15 protein-coding genes and 1 pseudogene are annotated in these 21,947 nt (G+C 59.4%); 10 read left to right on the plus strand and 6 right to left on the minus strand.

Annotated features, from left to right (window positions below; all coding sequences use genetic code 11):
• Positions 1–11 precede the first annotated feature (11 nt).
• Both JKA62_RS19315 and JKA62_RS19320 read right to left on the minus strand, forming a co-directional pair.
• Entirely contained in the window at positions 12–275 is a 264-nt protein-coding gene (locus tag JKA62_RS19315) for a bacteriocin immunity protein (RefSeq protein ID WP_041475141.1), read from the minus strand.
• Entirely contained in the window at positions 259–2,454 is a 2,196-nt protein-coding gene (locus tag JKA62_RS19320; RefSeq protein WP_011332508.1) for an S-type pyocin domain-containing protein, read from the minus strand. The genes JKA62_RS19315 and JKA62_RS19320 overlap by 17 nt, the downstream gene beginning before the upstream one ends.
• 700 nt (positions 2,455–3,154) lie before the next feature.
• Here JKA62_RS19320 and JKA62_RS19325 point away from each other — a divergent pair.
• From JKA62_RS19325 to JKA62_RS19340, 4 genes are all read left to right on the plus strand, one after another.
• The gene (locus JKA62_RS19325) at positions 3,155–4,948 is read left to right on the plus strand and encodes a DUF1302 domain-containing protein (RefSeq protein ID WP_011332509.1); all 1,794 of its coding nucleotides are present in this window, start codon (positions 3,155–3,157) and stop codon (positions 4,946–4,948) included.
• 23 nt (positions 4,949–4,971) lie between these two features.
• Positions 4,972–6,339 (plus strand): DUF1329 domain-containing protein, encoded by a 1,368-nt coding sequence (locus JKA62_RS19330; protein WP_011332510.1) that lies wholly within the window; start codon positions 4,972–4,974, stop codon positions 6,337–6,339.
• 139 nt (positions 6,340–6,478) lie between these two features.
• The gene (locus tag JKA62_RS19335) at positions 6,479–9,031 is read left to right on the plus strand and encodes a helix-turn-helix transcriptional regulator (protein ID WP_201819062.1); all 2,553 of its coding nucleotides are present in this window, start codon (positions 6,479–6,481) and stop codon (positions 9,029–9,031) included.
• Positions 9,032–9,170: 139 nt separating this feature from the next.
• Positions 9,171–12,602, plus strand: coding sequence for a dermonecrotic toxin domain-containing protein (locus JKA62_RS19340; protein ID WP_011332512.1), 3,432 nt, complete (start codon positions 9,171–9,173; stop codon positions 12,600–12,602).
• 15 nt (positions 12,603–12,617) lie between these two features.
• On the opposite strand, the gene JKA62_RS19345 is transcribed toward JKA62_RS19340, so the two are convergent.
• Positions 12,618–13,412, minus strand: a complete 795-nt coding sequence (locus JKA62_RS19345; protein WP_011332513.1) for an IclR family transcriptional regulator — start codon at positions 13,410–13,412, stop codon at positions 12,618–12,620.
• A 163-nt stretch (positions 13,413–13,575) separates the two neighbouring features.
• Here JKA62_RS19345 and hmgA point away from each other — a divergent pair, with 163 nt between their 5' ends.
• The 4 genes from hmgA (at position 13,576) to JKA62_RS19365 (ending at position 18,309) form a co-directional block, all read left to right on the plus strand.
• Complete coding sequence (hmgA, locus tag JKA62_RS19350) at positions 13,576–14,871, plus strand: homogentisate 1,2-dioxygenase (RefSeq protein ID WP_011332514.1); 1,296 nt, start codon at positions 13,576–13,578, stop codon at positions 14,869–14,871.
• A 3-nt stretch (positions 14,872–14,874) separates the two neighbouring features.
• Positions 14,875–16,179 carry a fumarylacetoacetase gene (fahA, locus tag JKA62_RS19355; protein ID WP_011332515.1) on the plus strand — a complete coding sequence of 435 codons (1,305 nt, stop codon included), beginning with the start codon at positions 14,875–14,877 and terminating at the stop codon, positions 16,177–16,179.
• A gap of 12 nt (positions 16,180–16,191) precedes the next feature.
• The gene (maiA, locus tag JKA62_RS19360; RefSeq protein ID WP_011332516.1) at positions 16,192–16,830 is read left to right on the plus strand and encodes a maleylacetoacetate isomerase; all 639 of its coding nucleotides are present in this window, start codon (positions 16,192–16,194) and stop codon (positions 16,828–16,830) included.
• Positions 16,831–16,911: 81 nt separating this feature from the next.
• Positions 16,912–18,309: an MFS transporter gene (locus JKA62_RS19365; protein WP_201819064.1), complete on the plus strand. Its 1,398-nt coding sequence runs from the start codon at positions 16,912–16,914 to the stop codon at positions 18,307–18,309.
• Here the strand turns inward: JKA62_RS19365 and JKA62_RS19370 are convergent.
• Complete coding sequence (locus JKA62_RS19370; RefSeq protein ID WP_108559644.1) at positions 18,233–19,036, minus strand: SirB1 family protein; 804 nt, start codon at positions 19,034–19,036, stop codon at positions 18,233–18,235. The genes JKA62_RS19365 and JKA62_RS19370 overlap by 77 nt on opposite strands.
• A gap of 184 nt (positions 19,037–19,220) precedes the next feature.
• On the opposite strand from JKA62_RS19370, the gene JKA62_RS19375 reads away from it, so the two are divergent.
• Positions 19,221–20,240 (plus strand): Glu/Leu/Phe/Val dehydrogenase family protein, encoded by a 1,020-nt coding sequence (locus JKA62_RS19375; RefSeq protein ID WP_011332519.1) that lies wholly within the window; start codon positions 19,221–19,223, stop codon positions 20,238–20,240.
• A 155-nt stretch (positions 20,241–20,395) separates the two neighbouring features.
• On the opposite strand, the pseudogene JKA62_RS19380 reads toward JKA62_RS19375, so the two are convergent.
• A pseudogene (locus JKA62_RS19380) lies at positions 20,396–20,653 on the minus strand (YebG family protein); the annotation flags it as partial.
• 293 nt (positions 20,654–20,946) lie between these two features.
• On the opposite strand from JKA62_RS19380, the gene JKA62_RS19385 reads away from it, so the two are divergent.
• On the plus strand, positions 20,947–21,447 hold the full coding sequence (locus JKA62_RS19385; RefSeq protein ID WP_007957255.1) for a phosphate-starvation-inducible protein PsiE: 501 nt from the start codon (positions 20,947–20,949) through the stop codon (positions 21,445–21,447).
• Here the strand turns inward: JKA62_RS19385 and JKA62_RS19390 are convergent.
• Positions 21,444–21,761: a DUF3509 domain-containing protein gene (locus JKA62_RS19390; RefSeq protein WP_201819066.1), complete on the minus strand. Its 318-nt coding sequence runs from the start codon at positions 21,759–21,761 to the stop codon at positions 21,444–21,446. The genes JKA62_RS19385 and JKA62_RS19390 overlap by 4 nt on opposite strands.
• Between the last annotated feature and the right edge of the window lie 186 nt (positions 21,762–21,947).

Genomic DNA, 21,947 nt, shown 5'->3' on the forward strand with positions numbered 1-21,947 from the left:
TTGTTTGCTTTCTATTCTTCGTTTTTAAATCCGGGTTTTCCGTTGGCAGCGCGCCAAGCCTTGATGGTTTCTAAAACTCCTGCCGGACTGTCGTCCGTACCCTCTTCCGGGTAGTAAAGAACGTCCGTTCCATTTGGGTGCTCCGAGGTTTTTACAATGTTGTCGACGATAGCGTCATGCTCTTTTTCTGATGAGTAATCACCTTCGACCAGCCGATTAATAAGTGCTACATATTCGGCTTCCGTATATTCCTCAAATTTATTCTTGAATTTCATTTTTTTGTTTTCTCATTTCGGAATGGGTTTCAATGTGTCGTTTTGGAGTTAATACACGAAGATTGTCTAGATCGTAAACCGAACCACCTTCAGCGATAGGTACGACATGATGTATATCCAGTTTTGTTTTTCCACCCACTTGTTCTGACCTGGGAGCTGTTGGTGAAAGACCCTTTTTTATGTCAAATTTACTGAAAGTGGTGAATTGTTCAAACAACGCTTGATCATCCCCTACCGCCTTCCAAAACGCCTTGCGAAATGCCCTGAAACTCGAAAACTCCCTACCTCTGAGCTTATCCGCAATTTGCGTCGGAATCGGCGCACCTTGCTGCGTCGCAGCTGTTCCCAACCAATTGCCTGAAACCGTTTGCCCTATCCCACTGGCGATACCGGGATCCTGCCGCCGATCCCGAAACATCGTGAAAATCGGCGGTATTCCAGAGTCGATCGGGAAAACCGTAACCCACCCATCAAACCCATACTGATCAAGCTGAGGAAATGGATCGATCCGTCCGCTGTCAGGCGTGACATCGGCGCCTTCGTAGTTCGGCAAGTCTGTGTCGGCGACTGGCAAATCTGTCGAAGGATTCAGCGGTTTTACCAACGGCGTCCAAGTGACGACAGGGCCTTTGGAGTCGCTTGCATTAGCAGTGGAAATGTAAGTGTTTTTCTGTACGTCAAAGCGTGCGAGTACCACCGGCACTTTGCTGGGGACTGTCACGCCATCGGTGCTGACGACGACAACTTCGACTGTGTTACCGAACGTTCTGGAGCCAAGCCTGACCGGCAGATCGACTTCACCGCCGGTCGTCGCCAGTTCGTACAGGTCGGTGTCCAAATCAGGCGCAAGTTCTGATAGCGGGACACTTGCAGCAAACAGGTCGCCGTTCCCAAGTTCCGAGGGAACGAGCAAAGCGGCGAACCCGACTATCACCGGCGCCGCCGCTGTGGATATGGCCGCCAGCGCCAGGGACACCGCCGTTCGCAGCGATGTTCTGAGTGCCAGCGTGGTTGCCGGGTTGTTGCCAAAAACACCGAGAGGCCCGGTAAAGGTCGGGCCGATTGCAGCCATCGATCCGGCATTGGCAAAGACGGGAGATTGTCCGCTCAGGGCGTTTTCTGCTTGCCGTCGGGCCTGTTCCCTGGCGATCTTGCGCGCTTTTTTACGGCGTTTTTTCTGTGCCTTTCGCAGCGCTTTCTGCTGTTTTTCCTGCCGTGTTTTTTCAGCCAGCAGCCAGCGCTCTTCATTGCGGCGCTGAGCATCGGCTTGCGCTTGCAGACGTGCCTGTTCGGCAGCAATCTGTTGCGCTGCAGCGTCGGCGGCGATTTGCGCCTGCTCAGCAGCAAGCCGTTGTGCTTCAGCCAGCGCTGCAAGGCGCGCCTCTTCACGAGCCTGGATTTCCTCTTGTTCCTTTTGCTGCCGTGCCGCCTCTGCGAGTGCTTGCTGACGGTGTTGTTCGGCGGCAACGCGCTCTCGCTCGGCCACTACACGTGCAGCTTGTGCCAGCGCTTCAAGTCGAGCTTGTTCATTGATCCGCGCCAGTTCGGCAGCAGCTCTCTGCGCTTGTTGCTCGGCGGCGATTCGCGCTTGATCGTTGGCCTGAACGGTCGCCAGCCAGTTGAGCACATTGACTTGCTGCTGGTTGAGCAACTGCAGCGATTGCGACAACAGCCTCGCTTCGTGAGCGGCCCGGTATGAGAACGACCAGGTCTGAAAGGCAATGCCATCAGGCTTGAGAGGGCGCTCCATCATTCGCGCTCGCGCGGTGAAATCGTTCAACGGCCGGTTCAGGGGATCGCTGCCATAAAACGTGTTGCCCAAGGCGGTCTGGCGATGAAACTCGGCAGTCTTGCGCGCCATCAGCGTATTGCGAACACCGAGTTCACGAATGATTGCCTCGGCGGGCGGCAGAGGGTGAGTTGAAACTTCGAGTCTGGCGGCGGCAAGTTCATGTTCGAGGGTTTGTGCAAGTTGACTGGCTCTGGCCTGAAACTCCTGATCCAGCACTTGAGCGGTGCCTTTCACGATATGTACGTTGCCCGCAAAGGCAGGCGGCCTTTGAAAGGCGCCGCTGCTGCTGACATCAAATGTAGTTGCCGGTAACGGGTTGTAGCCGGGAGGCGCTACCGCTGTCGTGTGGACAGGTTCAGTCAGCTCCAATGCTGGAGGCCTTTGCATATTCATATCCTTTTGAATGTGCGTTGTTTAAAAGTGATGAGTTGTTCTGCCATTTAAAGTTACAGGTGAAACGCCGGGCGCGGGTCCGAGAGTCCTGTAGGCAGTTGCAGAGGAGCGCGGCAGAAAATTCGGTGATAAATAACGAATAGAAGTTGTTCGTTATTTCAATAAGGAAGTTTCCGAAAAGGATTCAGGAAGCATCTGACAGTGGCGGGGGAGTGACTGATTACTGGCTCAATGCGGTAAACCAGCGCCCATAAAAAAGGCCGCTGCAAACGCAGCGGCCAAGGTAAGACGTTGGATCAAGGAGCTACAAATCAACGTCAGTGAACACCGGGGCGATGGGTCGAAAAACGCTTCGGTCCATCAGAAATCGGTTGCCGACGACTAGGTCGCGGACTTCGGGCTTTCTGGCGGTCTGCCGTGAAAGCCCGCTCAGAATACGGGCTGGCGCCTCGGGGAAAAATAGCGATTCCGGACATGCACTGTTACGGGGCGTGTAACAGTGGCGCGCACCGGGGTGGTCATTATCCGCTGCGTTGATAGTGGTCCATCCAGCCTGTTCATGGTGGGCGCAAACCCTTGTCGCAGGCGGGGATTCATCCTTTCGAGCGACAGCGTGAATACCTCCTTGGTGCGCTTATCGTCCCCGTGTGGCGGCAGTAGGGTGAGGCCTTCTGTCACTCACCGGGGAAGACGCATGACAAAAACAACAATGCGCGCCATCTTCACTCCGCAGGCGCTTGCCGCTGCGGTGGCTTTGGGTTGCTGTGCCCAGGCGCACGCGGTCGCTTTCAATATCGGGGAAATCGAAGGCACGTTCGACTCGTCGCTGTCGGTCGGTGCGAGCTGGGGCATGCGCGATGCCGACAAGTCGCTGGTGGGTACGGTCAACGGCGGGACGGGCCAGTCGTCCACCGGTGATGACGGGCGTTTGAACTTCAAGAAGGGCGAGACCTTTTCCAAGATCTTCAAAGGCATCCACGACCTCGAACTGAAGTACGGCGACACCGGTGTGTTCGTGCGCGGCAAGTACTGGTACGACTTCGAACTCAAGGACGAAGACCGCGAGTTCAAACCGATCAGCGACAAGGGCCGCAAGGAGGGCGCGAAGTCTTCGGGCGCGCAGATTCTCGATGCGTTCGTCTATCACAACTATTCCATCGCCGATCTGCCGGGCACGGTTCGCGCCGGTAAACAGGTGGTGAGCTGGGGCGAAAGCACCTTCATCGGCAACTCGATCAACAGCATCAACCCGATCGACGTTTCGGCGTTCCGTCGGCCGGGTGCGGAGATCAAGGAGGGGCTGATTCCGGTGAACATGTTGTTCGCCTCTCAGGGGCTCACCGATCAACTGACGGTCGAGGGCTTCTATCAACTGGAATGGGATCAGACCGTCCTCGACAACTGCGGCACCTTCTTCGGTGTCGACGTGGCGGCGGACGGTTGCAACAACGGCTACACCGTCGGCAGCCCGGCGATCGCTCCGTTGGCGCCGCTGACGGCAGCCTTCGGTCAGCCGATCCAGGTCACCCGCGAAGGTGTGATCGTGCCCCGTGGCGGCGACCGCGATGCGCGGGATTCCGGACAATGGGGTACGGCACTGCGCTGGCTCGGCGATGACACCGAGTACGGCCTCTACTTCATGAACTACCACAGCCGCACGCCGACCGTTGGCACCAGCACCGCCGGCCTGTCGACCCTGGCGTCATTGCCGGGCATGGTCGGGATCGCCAACCGGCTGGCACCCGGCAGTGGTTCGGGACTGGCGCAAAGCGTGATGCTCGGGCGTGGTCAGTACTACCTCGAATACCCGGAAGACATTCGCCTGTACGGCGCGAGTTTCTCCACCACGTTGCCGACCGGCACCGCCTGGACCGGCGAGATCAGCTATCGGCCCAATGCGCCGGTGCAGGTCAACACCAACGACCTGACCCTGGCGCTGCTCAATCCGATTGCCGGCGGTGCTGCGTCGCCGCTGGTCACCTCGCCAGGGGCCGACAACAAGGGCTACCGGCGCAAGGAAGTGACGCAGATCCAGAGCACGCTGACGCACTTTTTCGATCAGGTCTGGGGCGCTCAACGTTTGACCCTGGTCGGTGAAGCGGCGGTGGTCCGGGTCGGTGGGCTGGAGTCGCGCAGCAAGCTGCGTTACGGCCGCGATTCGGTCTACGGCCAGTACGGTTTCGGCGGTGACACCGACGGCTTCGTCACCTCCACCTCCTGGGGCTATCGCGCACGGGCGATCCTCGATTACGCCAACGTGATCGGCGGGATCAACCTCAAGCCCAACCTGTCCTGGTCCCACGACGTCGCCGGTTATGGCCCCAACGGTCTGTTCAACGAAGGCGCCAAGGCCGTCAGCGTCGGGGTCGATGCCGACTACCGCAACACCTATACCGCGAGCCTGAGTTACACCGACTTTTTCGGCGGTGACTACAACACCCTCGAAGACCGTGACTTCGTGGCCCTGAGCTTCGGTGTGAACTTCTGATCTGCCCGAGAAGGATGAGTGCAATGCGCAAGATGATTCTGCAATGCGGTGTCCTGGCCCTGAGCCTGCTGGCCGCCAACGTGATCGCGGCGGTGTCGCCGGACGAAGCCAACAAGCTCGGCACCAGCCTGACACCGCTGGGGGCCGAGAAGGCCGGCAATGCCGACGGGTCGATTCCGGCCTGGACCGGCGGTATCCCGAAAAACGCCGGGGCGGTCGACAGCAAGGGCTTCCTGGCTGACCCGTTCGCCAGCGAAAAACCGCTGTTCACCATCACCGCCGCCAACGTCGACAAGTACAAGGACAAGCTGTCCGACGGGCAGGTGGCGATGTTCAAGCGCTATCCCGAAACCTACAAGATTCCGGTCTACCCGACCCACCGCACCGTGGCCGTGCCACCGGAAATCTACGAGTCGGCCAAGCGCAGTGCGCTCAACGTCACCACGATCAACGACGGCAACGGTCTGGCCAACTTCACCGGCAATCGCTACTACGCCTTCCCGATTCCGAAGAATGGCGTTGAGGTTCTGTGGAATCACATCACCCGCTATCACGGCGGCAATCTGCGACGGATCATCACTCAGGTGACCCCGCAGACCAACGGCAGCTACACGCCGATCCGCTTCGAAGAAGAGATCGCGGTGCCGCAACTGATGAAGGATCTCGATCCGGAAAAAGCCGCCAACGTCCTGACCTTTTTCAAACAGTCGGTGACCGCCCCGGCGCGTCTGGCCGGTAACGTGCTGCTGGTGCACGAGACCCTCGATCAGGTGAAAGAGCCGCGCCTGGCGTGGATCTACAACGCCGGCCAGCGCCGGGTACGGCGTGCGCCGCAGGTTGCCTATGACGGGCCGGGCACCGCCGCCGACGGCCTGCGCACCTCGGACAACTTCGACATGTTCTCCGGCGCGCCGGATCGCTACGACTGGAAACTGATCGGCAAGAAGGAAATGTACATTCCGTACAACAGCTACAAGCTCGACTCGCCGAGCCTCAAGTACGACGACATCGTCAAGGCCGGGCACATCAACCAGGACCTGACCCGCTATGAACTGCACCGGGTCTGGGAAGTGGTCGGTACGGTCAAACCGAACGAGCGGCACATCTACGCCAAACGCCACATGTACATCGACGAGGACAGCTGGCAAGTGGCACTGGCCGACCACTACGACGGTCGCGGGCAACTGTGGCGAGTGGCCGAAGGACACGCTCAGTACTACTACGATCACCAGGCGCAGGCCTACACCCTTGAGGCGCTCTACGACATCATCGCCGGCCGCTACATTGCTCTGGGGATGAAGAACGAAGAGAAGCACAGCTTCGAGTTCGGCTTCGAAGCCAAGGCCGCCGACTACACCCCGTCGGCCCTGCGTGCCGAGGGCGTACGGTAAGGGTTTCGATACATTGGCAAGGCAAAGGGCGACCGTACGGTCGCCTTTTTTATGGGCACCAATCAGCGTACTGAATACTCGTCAACAAGCGCCGGGGAGAGGGCTAGGGTGAGCGTACAACGATAAAAAGGCGTACCCGATGACCGCCATGACCCACGCTCCGGATCGCCCGGGATTTCTGCCCAGACTCTCAGCTCATCATCTTCCACGTCCACGTCTGACTGCATCACTGCTCGAGTCTGCGGCACGGGTCCGGCTGATCTGTGCACCGGCCGGCAGTGGCAAAAGCACGCTGTTCACCGAATGCCTGCTGCAGGCGCCCGCCGAATGTACGGTGTGCTGGCTGCCGCTGGCGGGCCTGTCGATGAGTGTCGCGGCATTTTGCGAGCGGCTGGCGCAGGCATTGGGGCTGGCAGCGGCGGATGAGTCGTCGCTGCTGCATGAGCTGGCGCGCCGGTCCTCGCCGGTGTGGGTGTTTCTCGACGATTACTGCCGTGTTGAAGAACCCGAGCTGGATGCATTGCTCGACCGGATGCTGGCGCTTGCCAGTCCCGCCGTCACCTGGTGGATCGGCACCCGTCGACGCCCGCAATGCAACTGGCCGCGCCTGCTGCTTGATGACGCCGTGTACGAGTGCGAAAGCGCGGCGCTGGCGTTGAGTCGCGGGGAGATCGCGCAGCTGTTGCGACACCTTCCGCCGGCCCAGGCTGACGACGTAGCCGGGCGAATCCTCCAGCGCAGCGGTGGGTGGTGCGCCGGGGTGCGGATCCTGTTGATGCAAAAATGCGACTGGTCGCAAAAGACCTTGCCGCAGCAACGCATGGATACCCTGCTGGACTATCTGCAACACGAACTGTTCAACGGTTTGAGCCCGGAGCTGGCCGACGCCTGGCGGGTGCTGGCGCATTTGCCGCGGTTCAACGCCAGCCTGTGCGATCACCTGTTCGGTGCCGGCGAAGGAGCGCAGTGGATGCGCACGCTACAAACCCTCGGGTGTTTTATCGAACCCTGGCAAGGGTCGCCGGACTGGTTGCAGGTGTGTGCTCCGCTGTCGCGTTTGATGCGCGACGAACCCTGGTCGGCCGGACGTTCCTGGCATCGCCTGGCCTGCCAGTGGTTTGCTGCCGGCCAGCATTGGAAATGCGCCTTCGAACAGGCGTTGCTGGCCGAAGAGTACGAAGTTGCGGTGAGCCTGCTGCAGCACTTTACTTTCGAGCATCTGTTCGAGGAGCAGACGGTTGTGCTGTTGTTGCGCCTCTACGAGCAGCGAGGCGAGGAGTTGCTGCTGGGTTCGGCGCAACTGGTCGGGCTGATCACGGCAGCGCTGTTGTTTGCCGGGCGTTTTGCCCAGGCGGCGGATTGCATCGGGCAACTGTCGCGTTTTCTTCCGCCGCCGTCGGCGAGTCAGCAACGGCAATTGATCGCGCGCTGGCAGGCTCAGCAAGGCTGGCTGTTGCATTTGCAGGGGCACATGGACGAGGCGCGCGCGCATTTCGAGCAAGCCTTGAACGATCTTTCGCCGCAGGCCTGGACGGCGCGCCTGCTGTGCCTGTCGGGCCGCACTCAGCAAGCGTTGCTGTGCGGTGATCTGGAGCTGGCGCATTCGATCAATCGTGAAGCGTTGTGCCTGGCCCGGGCCGAGGGGTCATTGCTGTTCGAGGCGTTGCTGGAGCTGGATCACGCCCAGCTGCTGGAGCAACGGGGGGCGACGGCTCGCGCCGAAGACTTGCTGGCCGGTCTTTGCGAAATGCTCGGCGCGTCCGTCGAGCGACCGACGCCGATGCTGGGGCGCATCGCCCTGCGTCGAGGGCGGCTGGCACTGACCATGGGGCAGCAAGGCCGGGCGGCCGTGTTCTTTCAACAAGGGCTCGACGACTGCCTGCGCAGCTATGACAAACGAGTGCTGTACGGCTTTCTGGGACAGGCACAACTGGCCGCCGATCAGGGCGATTATCCGCGGGCATTCATGCGTCTGCGTGATGCAGAGCGGCTCATGCAACAGCGGCAGATTCCCGACACGGTTTATCGCGGCGTTCTGCTGCAGGTCAGCAGCGAATTCTGGTTGCAACAAGGGCGACCAGAACTGGCTCGCGAAGCATTGAGTCGCGTGCTCAGGCACTATCGTGGCCCGCGCGCACGGCAGGCCCCGCCGGCGACGCTGGAACTGGTTCCGCGCATCGAGTGTTTGTTGATTCTGTCCGAGACCCGCTTGCATCAGATGCAAACCTCTCTGGTTCGCCTGCGTGCCTTGCTGACGTCGGCACAGGCTCGAGGAATGGTGAGGCTGGAGGCCGAGTTACTGTTGACGCTGACCGAAGTGGCGCTGATCCTGGGCGAGCCAGATCAAGCCAGGAGTTTCTTCGATCAGGGTTGCCAGATCATAACGCGCTGCAGCCTGCAGCAAATGCTGGCTGAGCTCTATATCCGATGCGTGGAGATGCCCTCGCGCTGGCGCATTGATGAAGCAGCGGAACAGGTGGACGAACAATCTACGACGATCAACCCTCTCAGTCAGCGAGAACTTAAAGTCCTGCAACTGATTGCCTTCGGCGATTCCAATCTACAAATTGCCGAGAAGTTGTTCATCTCATTGCATACAGTAAAAACTCATGTCCGTCGTATACATAGCAAATTGGGTGTTGAGCGCCGAACTCAGGCGGTGGCGAAGGCCAAGTTGCTGAATTTGTGTTGAGTTGTTTAAGTCTCGCCTTGATATTTAGACTTGTTGAAATATATGGCGTCTTTGATTTTTTAATTGGATGGGGCATTTTCGCTACAGTGAAAGTGACATTGAGTTGCTTTCGTTTTGTATGACATACAGGATGTGCCCAATGGGAATGATGTTTAAAGAATCAATGGTTGACGCTGTTTTGGATAATCCGGATGGGCAAGTTGCGCTGGATGACGCACGGCGTACGGGGGAAGAGTTGAGGGGGATGCTGGAACGTTCTCCTTCCCTGAGAGAAGTTGTACGAAAAAGGCTTTCGGAACGATTCGAACGATTGGGGAAGTCTCTTGATGTGGAGCGTTTGTATATCAATGCCGGTTCTGATCAATATGAAATCGAGAGCAGGCCGTCCGGTTCCATACTTGATGTTTTTTTTGATCTCCTGAAGCGTGCTGTTTATCCGTCTTATATCCAGAATCATGACTTTGTCTATTTGAGCCCGGGTACAACAGATGCGCGCTTGAAAATCGAGAGTTTAAAGATTGTCGACGTCGAGGACGTTTTGACTCAGGCGTTACAACAGTTGGCCAGTGATCAGGCGAGCGCCTCGCGTCAATATTGGAGCAGTTCAATTCGCAGCCAGTCCGGGGAGTTGACAACTCACAAAGTATTGTTGGAAGCGGCGTTTGCCGAAGCATTGCGGGCCGAGTTGGCTCTGACGGAAGTAGCAGGTTCGCTCAAGAGTTATCAGGCACTGCGTGCCAGGGAGATGTTGAGGATGGACTCGCCCGGTGCGTATAAAATCAGTATTCGCGCGACATCCGGTATTGCGCGGGATCTGGCGTCTGGCTTTGTCATGTCCTATTCCAGCATCGCAGATTCTGAGGTCAAGCTGTCCAGCGATGCTTATGGCTGGTTCCTTTATACCCCGGACAAGGGTTTCGAATATTTCTCCAGCAGTTCCGACTTGCATGCAGCACTGTGCAGCCGACTGGCAGTCGCGCCTGATGCCATCAGGTATCCGGCATTGTCAGTCAGCCTGTTCACACACTGCGTGGACAGCAGGCTCAAGGAGCAGGAGACACACTTTGCTGCACGGCTCAGATCCGGTGAGCAACGCCAGGAAGGATTTGTCCAGGAACTGGAAAAAATTCATCAGGTCTTTGCGATGCATTCGGATCTGAACCAACGGATCGGCGCTCTGCGCGTACTCGTCAAGCGTCTGACGTGGCCAGACTGGTTAAAATCGGCCGGTGAGTCTGTAGGTCATGCTTACGAAACCCTGGAGGCTTCGAAAGAAGGGTATGAATTCGAGCACGCCCAGGTATTCGATACGCTGTTCTCACTGCGTCATTTCGCCGTAGAACATTTCGGTGCCTGGTGTGAAAGCGCATTGGGCATGCGTCTGGACCCGGATGCGATCAAGGTCCACAGCCTGCACCGGATCAAGGTCGGCGGACGCACGATCGAGCAGGAGGACACTTGCACCCTGACCGAGTTCATCATTATCGGCCTGCAGGATGCCGGCAACCGCGCGAGCCTGCGCATAGAGGGTGCTCCGGCAGATAGCGGGTTGACCGTCGCCAGACTGGAAGGCTGGTTATCCAATCGGGACCTGCGCGTGGAGTTCAGCAATTCCCTGCCGTCCAACAGTCCGCAAATGTTTCGCGAGTCCTACTTCAATTATCTGCACAGTCAGGCGGAGTTCGCACTGTTCGTTGCCCAACATTCTGCAGTTTTCAATGAAGCAGATGCTGCATTGATCAAACGCACGTTGCAGGGTGACCCTTCCGTGGAAATTCGCGGAGTGAAACTGAAATCTCGACCTTCGATTTTGCAAGACGTGCTGTTGTTCGTTTCGCGCACAACAAGTACTCGTTACGCGTTGATGAAAATGCCCCATGGTCAATTCGAATTCGTGAAGTTTGCCGACATTTACCAGTTCAATCGCTGGCTGGAGTCTATGTTGTCGGATAATCGCGCGTATGCCGAATCATTGATCCCGCCTGACGACCTGGCCACTGCCGGCCAACTGATGGGAGGAGGATCTACCGCACTGCATTACATGTATGAACTGGATCCTTTGCCGGGTTACATGGCTCTGAAGGCGGGTGAGCCGTTATTCGGTTATAGCGAAGTGGCTTATGCGAATGAAGCAGGCCGTGTTCGAGCGCTGGCACCTCCAGCCTACACCTATGCGGGAATAGCGGCGCGGCAAAGATATGTGCGCCTCAGTACTGAACTCAGGGCATTGTCGATGGTGAACTCCCGGGATAATGGCTTTCCGACTTTTGAGCAATTTACCCGTGCCCTGATCAAACAAAGGATTGAAGAATTACTGCTTTCTCGTGGTCAGACGGTTCAAGTCGATCCCGATAAAATCATGATTCAGACCGACGATTTTCATCTGGATCTGACCACTGTCCTGATTGAAGGCCATAACTTCGACGTCCCCGAGACGCCCGGTCGGACGCCTGATGAGAATCCGAAGTTCTACGTGACCGGTGGACACCCTTCGATTGAAAAACTGGATATCAGGGATCTTTCCAGCTGGTCGGAAACCTTGCGTCCTGGGAATCACTACACCCGTCTTTTGCAAAACGACTATCTGGACCGGAAACATCCGGGCTATGAGTTCAAGCGGGCTGTGCATGCCACAAAAATCCGCTGCGAGATGCACTTCGACGCCTGTCATCAGTATTTCTCCGGGAACCTCTCTACGGAAGTCTTCAAAGGGATTCAACGCCTGGTCGACAACCTGAGCGAGACCGCCGGCACGGATGGCTCTCCGTTTCCATCGAATACAAACGAGGGGATCTACAAGTTCCGCCTGCTGAGCCGGCGAATCGTCGAAGGTGTTTATATTTTCCGGATGTCCATTAATGGAAAATTCCATGACTATCTTTACACGCCCAATGCGCCTGACGGTGTGAGTTTCCGTTCGCTCAACGAGTTTGTCGGCTCCATTCGTTACCGTTATGGGCCTTTCCGTGATTACTACACGGCGAGGGTGAAGATTGACGACCGCAAGGTTGTGGATGATTACTTCGACAACCTTGTTGCCACGGTCAATGCCGTCGCACCACCTCAACCCGAAGGCCAGGTACGGTTGCTGGGTCTCTCTATGCTTCATGACGACAGTATCTATCGCGTTCTCAGCGATATTGACGCACGAACCACAAGTCTGAATGAGGTCATAGCCGGTCTGGTGTATGACAATGTGATTTTTGCCGCCAACATTATCAGTCTTGTGATTCCTCCCGTTGGAGTAGTGGTCACCGCCGTGGAAGTGTTCAAGAGCCTTTATGACGGTGCCAGAGCGTATGAGCAGGGTGATTACTCATCCGCCTTTGGCCACGGAAAATCCGCGCTGATCGGATTGGTGAGTCTCGGAAAGGCAGCCGCAGCCGGCAAACCGGTCAAGGTGACACAGGCTCAGAAGAGTTTGTTTGACCTGGGCAAGGATGCCAGGACCGTGGTGGGCTGGATGGCCCAGGCCACAGGGCAGAAGTTGGGAGAAAAGCGCCTGATCGAAATCATCGAGCAATTGATGAAGGATCATCAGAGCCGCAGGAGTCAGACCACCGTCCTGTGACAGGCGGATCGAGCCTCAAGCGTCTAGTGCTTGAGGCTCATGACCCATCCGCCAGCTCACGGCCCGCGTCGCAGCCAATAACCGCTGCGCCGCCGGGCCGTTTTCGTCGGCATGAAACAGCGAGGTCGGGCCGACGATGGTCAACACCGCAGCGACCTGTCCGAGGGCGTTGAACACCGGTGCCGACAAGGCGTCCACACCGGGCATCAGCAAGCCGTGGACATGATGCAGACCGCGTTCGCGGATCTGTTCGCACAACGCCTCATAAGCTTTTTCGTCCGCCAGCGGTTGGCCGCCGCTGGCGATTTCCTGTTCGCGCAATTCATCGGTTTCCCGGTGCGGCAGGTACGCGGCGAAGACCAGACCGGTGGAGGAACTGAGCAGCGGCAATACCGAGCCCAGTTGCGTCACTACCGTTACCGCGCGCACCGCCGGTTCGATGTGCACCACGGTCGCGCCCTGATTGCCCCACACCGCGAGGAAACAGGTTTCGTTGAGTTCGTCGCGCAACTCGGCCAGCGGCAGGGCGGCAACTTTCAGCACGTCCATACTGTTGAGTGCGGCCAGGCCCACGCGCAGCGCTTCGCGGCCGAGGCCGTAATGGTTGGTGGCGGTGTTCTGTTCGGCGAAACCGCTGGCGATCAAGGCCTGCAGATAACGGTGAACCTTGCTCGCCGGCATCTGCACATGTTCGGCCAGACGCGACAGCGAAGTGGACGGCGACAACTCGGCCAGGGCCTTGAGGATGTCGGTGCCGACTTCGGCGGAGCGGACTTTCTGTTTGCCGTTGCTGTCGCTGGTCTTTTCCATGGTGCTGCCGTGTCCCGGAACGAATGGGCGTCTTTATAGCTTGACGCTGGATAGCGAGCAAATTACGTTATGCGTAATTGAATTACGATAAAAATAACCCCGGCGTGCCAAGACCTCTGATCCAGAGCGTCCGGCCATGCCGACGCCCTGTTCAGGAGGCTCCATGAACCTCGATTCAGCCCTGGCTTACCAGTCCGGTTTCGGCAACGAATTCAGCTCGGAAGCGTTGCCCGGCGCACTGCCCGTCGGCCAGAACTCCCCGCAGAAAGCCCCGTACGGTCTGTACACCGAACTGTTCTCCGGCACCGCGTTCACCATGACCCGCAGCGAAGCGCGGCGTACGTGGATGTACCGGATCCAGCCGTCGGCCAATCACCCGGCATTCGTCAAACTGGAGCGGCAACTGGCGGGCGGCCCGTTGGGTGAAGTGACCCCCAATCGCCTGCGCTGGAACCCGCTGGACCTCCCGACCGAACCGACCGACTTCATCGACGGTCTGGTGAGCATGGCGGCCAACTCCGGCGCCGACAAACCGGCCGGCATCAGCATCTATCACTATGGCGCCAACCGTTCGATGGAGCGCGTGTTCTTCAACGCCGACGGCGAGCTGCTGCTGGTACCGCAACTGGGTCGCTTGCGCATCGCCACCGAACTGGGTGTGCTGGACGTGGCGCCGCTGGAAATCGCCGTGTTGCCACGGGGCCTGAAATTCCGCGTCGAACTGCTCGACCCGCAAGCACGCGGGTACGTCGCCGAGAACCATGGCGCGCCACTGCGCCTGCCGGACCTGGGGCCGATCGGCAGCAACGGCCTGGCCAATCCACGGGATTTCCTGACCCCGGTCGCCGCCTACGAAAACCTGCAACAACCGACCACCCTGGTGCAGAAATTCCTCGGCCAGTTGTGGGGTACCGAACTCAATCACTCGCCGCTGAACGTGGTCGCCTGGCACGGCAACAACGTGCCGTACAAGTATGACCTGCGCCGCTTCAACACCATCGGCACCGTCAGTTTCGATCACCCGGACCCATCGATCTTCACCGTGCTGACCTCGCCGACCAGCGTCCACGGTCTGGCCAACCTCGACTTCGTGATCTTCCCGCCGCGCTGGATGGTGGCCGAGAACACCTTCCGTCCGCCGTGGTTCCACCGCAACCTGATGAATGAATTCATGGGCCTGATCCAGGGCGAATACGACGCCAAGGCCGAAGGTTTCGTGCCCGGCGGCGCGTCCCTGCACAGCTGCATGAGCGCCCACGGCCCGGACGGCGAGACTTGCACCAAAGCCATCAACGCGGACCTCAAACCGGCGAAGATCGACAACACCATGGCGTTCATGTTCGAGACCAGCCAGGTGCTGCGCCCAAGCCGCTTCGCCCTCGACTGCCCGCAACTGCAATCCACTTACGACGCTTGCTGGGCCACGCTGCCCGCCACGTTTGACCCGACCCGGAGATAACCCATGACGCAGAATTCCATCACCCGCAGTTGGGTCGCTTCGGCCAACGGCCACGCGGATTTCCCGTTGCAGAACCTGCCGCTGGGCGTGTTCAGCACCAATGGCTCGGCACCGCGCGCCGGCGTGGCGATTGGCGAACACATCTTCGATCTGCAAGTGGCGCTGGAATCCGGTCTGTTCGACGGCGCCGCGCGCAGTGCAGTCGAAGCCATGCGCGGCGGTCAGTTGAACGCGTTCTTCGAACTCGGCCGCGACGCCCGCGCTGCCTTGCGCGAGCGTCTGCTGGAACTGTTCAGCGAAGGCAGCACTCACCGCGGCAACATTGAAGCCCAGGGCGCAAAACTGCTGCCACTGGCCGCCGATTGCCAGCTGCACCTGCCGGCGCGCATCAGTGACTACACCGACTTCTACGTCGGCATCGAACACGCGCAGAACGTCGGCAAACTGTTCCGTCCGGACAACCCGTTGCTGCCGAACTACAAACACGTGCCGATCGGCTACCACGGTCGCGCGTCCACTGTGCGCGCTTCCGGTGCCGACGTGCGCCGCCCTAAAGGCCAGACCCTGCCGGCCGGCGCAACCGAGCCGACCTTCGGCCCGTGCGCGCGGCTGGACTATGAGCTGGAACTGGGGATCTGGATCGGTCAGGGCAACGAGATGGGCGAGCCGATCGCCATTGGTGATGCCGCCGAACACATCGCCGGTTTCTGCCTGCTCAACGACTGGTCGGCCCGTGACATCCAGGCCTGGGAATACCAGCCGCTCGGCCCGTTCCTGTCCAAGAGCTTCATCACCAGCGTCTCGCCATGGGTGGTGACCGCCGAAGCGCTGGCGCCATTCCGTACCGCGCAGCCGGCGCGTCCGCAAGGTGACCCGCAGCCGCTGCCGTACCTGCTCGACAAGCGCGATCAGGAGGGTGGTGGCTTTGACATCGAGCTGGAAGTGCTGCTGCTCACCGAGAAAATGCGCGAGCAGAACCTGCCGGCCCATCGCCTGACCCTGAGCAACACCCGTTACATGTACTGGACCGTCGCGCAAATGGTCGCGCACCACAGCGTCAATGGCTGCCAGTTGCAGGCCGGTGACCTGTTCGGTTCGGGCACTTTGTCCGGCCCTGAGAACGGTCAGTTCGGCAGCCTGCTGGAAATCACCGAGGGCGGCAAAAAGCCGATCGAACTGGCCTCCGGTGAGGTGCGCAAATTCCTTGAGGACGGCGACGAAATCATCCTGCGCGCCCGCTGCGCCCGCGAAGGTTTTGCCTCCATCGGTTTCGGCGAATGCCGTGGCACCGTGCTGGCGGCGCGCTGACAGGAGCGGCTCATGGATCTCTACACCTATTACCGTTCCACCTCGTCGTACCGGGTGCGGATTGCGCTGGCGCTCAAGGGCCTCGACTATCAGGCGTTGCCGGTCAACCTGATCGCACCGCCCGGTGGCGAGCATCGGCAACCGGCGTACCTGGCGATCAATCCCCAGGGCCGGGTGCCGGCGCTGCGCACTGACGATGGCAAGTTGCTGATTCAGTCGCCGGCGATCATCGAGTATCTGGAGGAGCGTTATCCACAGGTGCCGTTGTTGCCCGAAGACCTCGTTGCCCGCGCCCGGGTGCGCGGTGTGGCGGCGGTGATCGGCTGCGACGTGCATCCGCTGCACAACGTCAGCGTGCTCAATCGCCTGCGCGGTCTGGGGCATGACGAGCCGCAGGTCAACGAGTGGATCGGCCACTGGATCAGTCAGGGGCTGGCGACGGTGGAGCAGTTGATCGGCGACAGCGGCTTCTGTTTCGGCGAGTGGCCGTGTGTGGCGGACGTGTACCTGATTCCGCAGTTGTACGCGGCCGAGCGTTTCAATGTTTCGCTGGAGGCGTATCCACGGATTCGTCGGGTGGCTGCGTTGGCTGCTGAACATCCGGCGTTCATTGCGGCGCATCCGGCGAATCAGCCGGACACGCCGAAGTAGCATTTGATGGCTCTCGTGCAGCGCACGGGAGCCATTACGGTTACCCGCAAAAAATCATAAAAACAAAACAGGTACCTTGCGATGCATAACCAGATTGCCAGCTTTCGGGCGGCACTCGACGCCCGTCCTGTGTCCCGCTTTCAGTGGTTGCTCCTGATTCTTCTCGCCTTGCTGCTGGTCACCGACGGCTATGACGCCCAGGTGCTCGGTTACGTGGTGCCGGCACTGGCGCAGGACTGGGGCCTGGAAAAATCCGCATTCGGTCCGGTATTCAGCGCCAACCTTCTGGGCCTGACCCTCGGTTCGCTCGCTGTGACGCCGCTGGCCGATCGCTTCGGCGTTCGACGGATTCTGCTCGCCTGCGTGCTGATCTACGCCAGCCTCACCGTGCTGATGGTGTTCGCCGATTCCCTGAATACCCTGATGATCGCGCGTTTCATCTGCGGCATCGGCATGGGCGGCGCGATGCCCAGCGCCATGGCGTTGATGTCGGAATATTCACCGCCACGCCTGCGTACGCTGATGGTGACGCTGGCGGCCTGCGGTTTTTCTTTCGGCGGTGCGGCGGGTGGTTTTGTCGCGGCCGGTTTCATTGACCGTTTCGGTTGGCAAGCGGTGTTCCTCGCCGGCGGTGTCACGCCGTTGCTGTTGTTCCCGTTTCTCTGGTGGATGCTGCCGGAATCCTTGCCACGACTGCTGCGTGACGCACCACCCTATGCGCGCCTGCGCAAAGTCACCGCGCGAATGCTGCCAGACTGGCAACCGCCCGCCGCATCGGTCGAGCAGAATGAGCGCGAGCAGGGCAGCAAACTGACCGTGATGGAGTTGTTCCGCAATGGTTACGCACGTCCGACCTTGCTGATCTGGGCGACGTTTTTCGTCAGCCTGATCCTGCTGTATTTCATGATCAGCTGGCTGCCGTCGCTGCTGCTGGAAAGTGGCCTGAAACTCAATGAAGCGAACCTGGTGACGTCGATGTTCCTGTTCGCCGGCACGTTGGGGGCGATCTGCATGGCGTGGTTCGCCGACCGGCTGAAGAGCAAGGTGCTTCTGTTGTCCGGCGTGTTGGCCGGCGCGGCGGTGTGCACGATCCTGCTGGGCCTGAATCATGACAATCCGCGCTATCTGGTGGCCTGTGTGTTTGCGGCGGGGTTCTGCATCATCGGCGGGCAACTGACGCTTAATGCGTTCGCCAGCAATTTCTATCCGGCCCACGTGCGCGCCACCGGCACCGGTTGGGCGTTGGGAGTAGGGCGGTTCGGCTCGATTCTCGGGCCGCTGTTCGGCAGCCTGTTGCTGGCAACGCACATTCCGGTGGAGCAGATTTTCTTCTTCTGCGCGATTCCGGCGGTGATTGCGGCGTTGCTGATCATTCAGGTGCGTTCGCCAGTGACTGCGCCGTTCAGTGGACAACCGCGTTCGGTGGCAGATGGCCCAGCCGTTCCGTCAGGCGAAGTCGCTGAATCGGGTCGTCGCTGAGCAATAGCGCATGCTCCAGATCGAAACGCTCGGCGTTCGGGCAATCGAGACGCTGGTACAGACTGGCCCGCGCCAGGTAGTCGGCGGCGCTGGCGTTGCCCAGCTCGAGCACGCGCTCGGCATCGATCAGCGCGGCGATGAAGTCGTCGTGGGTCAGGTGCAGCTGGCGCAGGTTGCGTGACAGACGCTGAAGCATCTGCACCGGCTCGGCAGTCAGCAGGTGATCGGCGCTGAGTTTCATCTGGTGGCCGTACTGGCGATGCAGCAGTTCGCGGCAATCGTTCGGATACAGACGCCGCCCACCGCATGGATCGAGCAGGTGATCGGCCCCGGGAACCTTGAGCAGGAAATGCCCGGGGAAGTTGACGCCCACCAATGGAATCTCCAGACCACGGGCCAGTTCCAGAGCGATCAGTGCCAGCGCCAGCGGCTGACCGCGTTTGGTCTGAATGACTTTGTGCACCATCGCCGCCTGCGGACGCAGCGGTACGAAATCATCCTGGGCAAACCCCAGATCGGCCATGCGTCGCAGCAGCGGTTGCGCCAGCTCGCTGACCGGCAGCAACGGCAAGCCATAGCTGACCCGCTGCTGCAGTTCCTTGAATTCCTGCAACAGTGCTTCGGGATCGGCTTGTTTGTCGTGTTCGGCGGCCATCCACAACGCCGCTTCGAACAGCGCGGGTGGTGAGCGGTGCAGACAATCGAAGAAACGTTGGCGCGGACTCATCTCAATCTCCGGGGTATGCCTCGTTTTAGCCCCGTCTTTACCATTCGTCCAGTGCCGGGCCGCGCTGCCATCGGGTTATGCCGCAACGCGTGGGTCACTGTCTGGGCTTATTCCCGTGCGCTTCAGCAATTTTCGGGCGCAAGCCTATACTGGCGTCTACCAGAAGTGATTCGGGAGCCTGCCGATGTTCGCTCTCATGCAAAGCACTCGCCTGGAATCGCTGCACCTTAGCGTTGATCCGGTGTCCGGATTGAAGGCGGTCATTGCCATCCATAACAGTCGCCTCGGGCCAGCCCTGGGCGGGTGTCGTTATCTTGCCTATCCGAACGACGAATCCGCAGTCGAGGATGCCATACGCCTGGCCCAGGGCATGAGCTACAAGGCCGCATTGGCTGGTCTCGCCCAAGGCGGTGGGGTGGCCGTGATCGTGCGGCCGGCCCACGTGGAAAACCGCGCCGCACTGTTCGAAGCCTTCGGCCGTTGCATCGATCAGCTCGACGGGCGCTACATCACCGCCATCGACAGCGGCACTTCGGTGGCGGACATGGATTGCATCGCCCAGCAGACCCAGCATGTCACCAGTACCACCTCGGCCGGCGACCCTGCACCGCATGCGGCGATGGGCGTGTTCACCGGGATTCGCGCCACGGCCATGGCGCGGTTGGGCAGCGACAATCTCGAAGGCTTGCGCGTGGCGATTCAGGGGCTGGGCAACGTCGGTTATGCCCTCGCTGAACAGCTGCACGCTGCCGGTGCCGAACTATTGGTCAGCGACATCGACCACGGCAAAGTGCAACTGGCGATGGAGCAGCTCAACGCCCATCCGATCGCCAACGACGCGTTGCTCAGCACGCCATGCGACATTCTCGCGCCGTGCGGTTTGGGCGGTGTGCTCAACAGCCACACGGTCACCCAGTTGCGCTGCTCGGCGGTGGCGGGTTCGGCCAACAATCAGCTGACGCACCTGGACGTCGCCGATCAACTGGAACGGCGCGGCATCCTGTATGCGCCGGATTACGTGATCAATGCCGGCGGGCTGATCTACGTTTCCCTCAAGCATCGGGGCGAAGAGCTGACGACCATCACTGCGCACCTGTCGAAGATCAGCTCGCGCCTTACCGAAGTCTTCGCCCACGCCCAGGCGGAAAAACGTTCACCCGCGCGGGTGGCTGACGAACTGGCGGAAAAGGTGTTGTACCGCTGAGATTCGTCCGGGCATGAAAAAGCCCCTGAGTCTTTCAACTCAGGGGCTATTCAATTCAGAGGCTTCAATTACTTCGCAGCCTTTGCCGCTTTGGCAGGTTTGGCTGGCGCTTCTACCGGTTCAGCCACGTCTGCTGGCTCGGTTGCCACAACCGGTGCAGCCGGTGCGTTGATTAGCTCCGACAGGGCATCAGGCTGGCTCTTGAACGCCCGGGCGAATACATCGCGGTTCTTCGCCATGAAGATCCCAACTTCTTCCACTTGCTGCTCGCTCAACGATGGAACGGCTTTTTCCAGCACTTCGGCCAATAGTTCGGCCAGTTCGAGCATTTTGTCATGACGGTCAGCTTCGGCTTTATCCATGAACAAGCGCTCCAGATCTCGGCTGCTGCGGTATACCACTTCGACGGCCATTCACCACCTCACATGCCTTCACATTAAGTTGTCTTCGCGACTACTGTATCTATATACAGCGAAAAGGATAAGCGAATCCCTGCGCTTTGGGTAGTGGCTTTTCAATGTAGACCGGATTCGGATTTTGTCAGCCCGACGCCTGCGCACAGGTGCGACCAAACGCCACGGCGCGGGTTTCGCGGCGGCTCGCCATGATGGCGTGGCCTCTTTTCTGCATGCATCTGCGTACGTGCGCAATAACCGTCACGTCCAGCAAGCAACATCCGCTCGAACCGGGCTAAGGAACCTTCATCGTGAAAATCAACTGGGCCGAGAAACTGCGGCAAAACGTGCATCAACTGGCCGAGTCCCTGGGCAACCTGTTCGTCGAGACCTTCCATTACCTGGCGCTATTCGCCATTGGTGCGGTAACCGCCTGGGCGGCGGTGATGGAATTTCTCGGGATGCTCGAGGAAGGGCACATCAAGATCGATGACATTCTGCTGCTGTTCATCTACCTGGAACTGGGGGCGATGGTCGGGATTTACTTCAAGACCAACCACATGCCGGTGCGCTTCCTGATCTACGTGGCGATTACGGCACTGACGCGCCTGCTGATCTCCAACGTCTCGCACCACAATCCGCCGGACATGGGGATCATTTACCTGTGCGGCGGGATTCTGCTGCTCGCATTCTCGATTCTGGTGGTGCGTTACGCCTCCTCGCAGTTTCCTTCGGTGAAAATCGAGAACCCGCACCGCAAGATCGGCACGGGTTCCAGTGAACATCCGGAAGTGGAGAAGGGCGAACTTTAAACGCCAGCGGCTGGCCGGGGCTGATGTTTGGCCTGACGCGGTGGCGGAGCGATTCCGTCGCCGCGGGTCATGGCATCGAGGATCGCCATGGCGCTGTGGCCCTGCTCGATGGCGATGCCGAATTGAATGCTTTGCACCAGGCGCTTCAGGCGCTTGGGATCATTGCGCTGTTCGGCGCTGATCATCCGTTTGGCGACGATCCGGCCGCCATTGGAGAGGGTCAGCATGATGCTGCCGTCGAGGCCCTGAATGCTCAGGTTGATCTGATAGTCCGGCGCAAAGGCATCGGTAATGATCTGAAAAGGATTGTCCATGATGCGTCACCGCCTGATTGAACGTGCAGTTGTTGACCGGCCTTGATCGGGTTGGTTCGCCAAACCTGACCATCGGCCCTTCCGTGGTCCTGTCTCCTTCAGCGATGTAGCAAGGGACATGCCGGGAATATTGTCGAACAATGAAACCGGCCAAAAAGAAGGCGAGCCCATGGCTCGCCTTCTTCG

This window comes from Pseudomonas sp. B7 (genome assembly GCF_016735645.1).
Classification (GTDB): Bacteria; Pseudomonadota; Gammaproteobacteria; order Pseudomonadales; family Pseudomonadaceae; genus Aquipseudomonas; species Aquipseudomonas glycinae.